Annotated in this window: 2 protein-coding genes; one reads left to right on the top strand and one right to left on the bottom strand. The window is 73.9% G+C overall.

What is annotated here, in order from left to right:
• Nucleotides 1–226 precede the first annotated feature (226 nt).
• Nucleotides 227–1822 (top strand): glycerol-3-phosphate dehydrogenase/oxidase, encoded by a 1596-nt coding sequence (locus tag AB0O00_RS34775; protein ID WP_363658670.1) that lies wholly within the window; start codon nt 227–229, stop codon nt 1820–1822.
• A 57-nt stretch (nt 1823–1879) separates the two neighbouring features.
• On the opposite strand, the gene AB0O00_RS34770 is transcribed toward AB0O00_RS34775, so the two are convergent.
• Nucleotides 1880–2721 (bottom strand): amidohydrolase family protein (locus AB0O00_RS34770; RefSeq protein ID WP_363658668.1); only part of this gene is annotated, 842 nt, incomplete at its 5' end.

Below are 2721 nucleotides of genomic sequence, written 5' to 3'. Positions count from 1 at the left end.
CGATCCTCGCCGACCTCGCCCACCGATCCTCGCCGACCTCGCCCACCACCTCCCCCCCCCCCGCCCGGCCCCCCCGCCCCCCCCCGCCCGCCCGCTGTCCGAACAGCTGGTGTCATCGCGTTTTTATCGGCCCGCCGCAACGGGCCGACCGGCCTCTCCGCAGGGGCCGCACAGCACACGAGAGGAGTAACGGCGCAGCCCGACCAGCGCGCCGTACACAACCACCATGGCAACCATCCCGACCCTGGGCGCCGAGCGCACCGCCGGCCGCACCGCCTCCCGCGCCGAGACCCGCGAGCTGCTCGGCAAGGCCACCTACGACCTGCTGGTGATCGGGGGCGGCATCCTCGGCACGGCCGTCGCCTGGACCGCGTCCCAGGCCGGCCTGAAGGTCGCCATGGTCGACGCCGGCGACTTCGCCGGCGCCACCTCCAGCGCCTCCTCCAAGCTCGTCCACGGCGGCCTGCGCTACCTGCAGACCGGCGCGGTCAAGCTGGTCGCGGAGAACCACAAGGAGCGCCGCGCGCTCTCCACCGACGTGGCCCCGCACCTCGTCAACCCGCTGACCTTCTTCGTCCCGGTCTACAAGGGCGGCCCGCACGGCGCGGCCAAGCTCGGCGCCGGCGTGTTCCTGTACTCCGCGCTGTCCGCCTTCCGCGACGGCATGGGCCGCGTCTCCACCGCCGCCCACGCCGCCCAGCAGGTACCGGCGCTGCGCACCGAGGGCCTGCGCTCGGTGGCCGTCTACGGCGACCACCAGATGAACGACTCGCGCGTCGCCGTGATGACCGTCCGCGCCGCGGTCGACGCCGGCGCCGTCGTGCTCAACCACGCCGAGGTCACCGGCCTGCGCTTCACCGCCGGCCGGGTCACCGGCGCCGAGGTGCGCGACCGCCTCGACGGCAGCGAGTTCGGCGTCAACGCCCGCCTGGTGCTCAACGCCACCGGCCCGTGGGTCGACCACCTGCGCACCATGGAGGACTCCGGCGCCGCGCCGTCGATCCGCCTCTCCAAGGGCGCGCACGTCGTCGTCAAGCGCCGCTCGCCGTGGCGCGCCGCGCTGACCATCCCGATCGACAAGTACCGCGTCTCCTTCGCCATCCCGTGGGAGGACCACGTCCTGCTCGGGACCACCGACGAGGAGTACACCGGCGACCCGAAGGACGTCCGCGCCACCCAGGCCGACATCGACCAGATCATGGGCGAGGCCGCACACGCGATCCGCGACGAGCACCTCGACCGCGACCTGATCACCTACTCCTTCGCGGGCCTGCGCGTCCTGCCCGGCGGCCCCGGCGACACCGCCGCCGCCAAGCGCGAGACCGTCGTCACCGAGGGCCGCGGCGGCATGCTGTCGGTCTCCGGCGGCAAGTGGACCACCTACCGGCACATCGGCCGCGCCGTGCTGGAGAAGCTGGCCCACGTGCCCGGCACCGGCCTCGCCGAGGACATGTCCCCGATCGCCCCGACCGTCCCGCTGCCGGGCGTCGGCGCGCCGAACGCCGTCGCGCACCGCCTGCTGATCGACCGTGAGCCCGGCTCGCGCATGGAGCCGCTGGTGGCCAAGCACCTCGCCAGCCACTACGGCACCCTGTCCTTCGACATCGCCCGCATGATCGACGAGAACCCGGAGCTCGGCCGGCCGATCCACGAGGACGGCCCGGACGTGTGGGCCCAGGTCGCCTACGCCGCCGAGAACGAGTGGGCGTACACGGCGGACGACGTGCTGCGCCGCCGCACGACGATGACCGTGCGCGGGCTGGACACGCCGGAGATCCGGGACGAGGTCGAGGCCTTCCTCGCGAAGCGTGGGAACAAGTAGGCAAGTTGCTTCAGAGGGGCGGGCGTTCGGGATTCCGAGCGCCCGCCCTCGCTTTTGTCAGACGGGTTCGCCGGCCTTGATCACGTGCCTCAGGTGGCGCTCCGGGCGGGTCAGCACGGTGAGGTCCGCCAGGGGGTCGCCGTCGACGACGAGCAGGTCGGCGTGCGCGCCCGGGGCCAGGGTGCCGATCTCCCCCGCCATGCCGAGCAGCCGGGCCGCCGTCGTGGTCGCCGAGCGCAGGACGTCCGCGGGCGGCTGCACCTCGGCGCGGATCGTGAACTCCTCCAGCTGCGCCGGGTGCAGCGGGCCGAGCAGGTCGCTGCCGTACACGAGGTTGACGCCCGCGTGGTGGGCCCGCTCCAGGGCGGCCAGGCCGTGCTCGCGCACCTGCGCCAGCTTGCCGATCGAGGCCGGCGGCAGGCCGGAGCGGGCGCCGAGCTTCGCGGTCTGCTCGTAGGCGACCAGGGTGGGCACCAGAAAGGCGTCCTTCTCCAGCAGCAGGGCGATCGTCGTGTCGTCCAGCAGGTTGCCGTGCTCGACGCAGCGCACGCCGGCGCGCAGGGCCCGGTCGATCGCGCGCGGGTGGTAGGCGTGCACGGTGACGTAGCGGTTGTGGTTCTCCGCCTCCTCGACGGCCGCGCGGATCTCCTCCTCGCTGTACTGGACGGCGTCGATCTCGTCGTGCGGGGAGGCGACGCCTCCGGAGAGCAGGACCTTCAGGTGGCGGGCGCCCTTGCGGAACTCGTCACGGGCGGCGGCCCGCACGGCGTCCACGCCGTCGGCGATCCGGCCGAAGTTGGGGCGGGACTCGCAGCAGGGCAGCGAGTCGTCGCCGAGCGGGCGCAGGTCGCCGTGGCCGCCGGTCTGGGACAGCGCCTTGCCGCCGTGGAGCAGCCGGG

The sequence above is a fragment of the Kitasatospora sp. NPDC093558 genome, from assembly GCF_040683475.1.
Lineage (GTDB): Bacteria > Actinomycetota > Actinomycetes > Streptomycetales > Streptomycetaceae > Kitasatospora.
Note: the sequence above shows the minus strand (reverse complement) of the source record. Positions and strands in the feature narration are given on the sequence as shown.

Coding starts and splice junctions, on each gene's coding strand:
- AB0O00_RS34775 (WP_363658670.1), top strand. CDS start 227: ATGGCAACCATCCCGACCCTGGGCGCCGAGCGCACCGCCGGCCGCACC.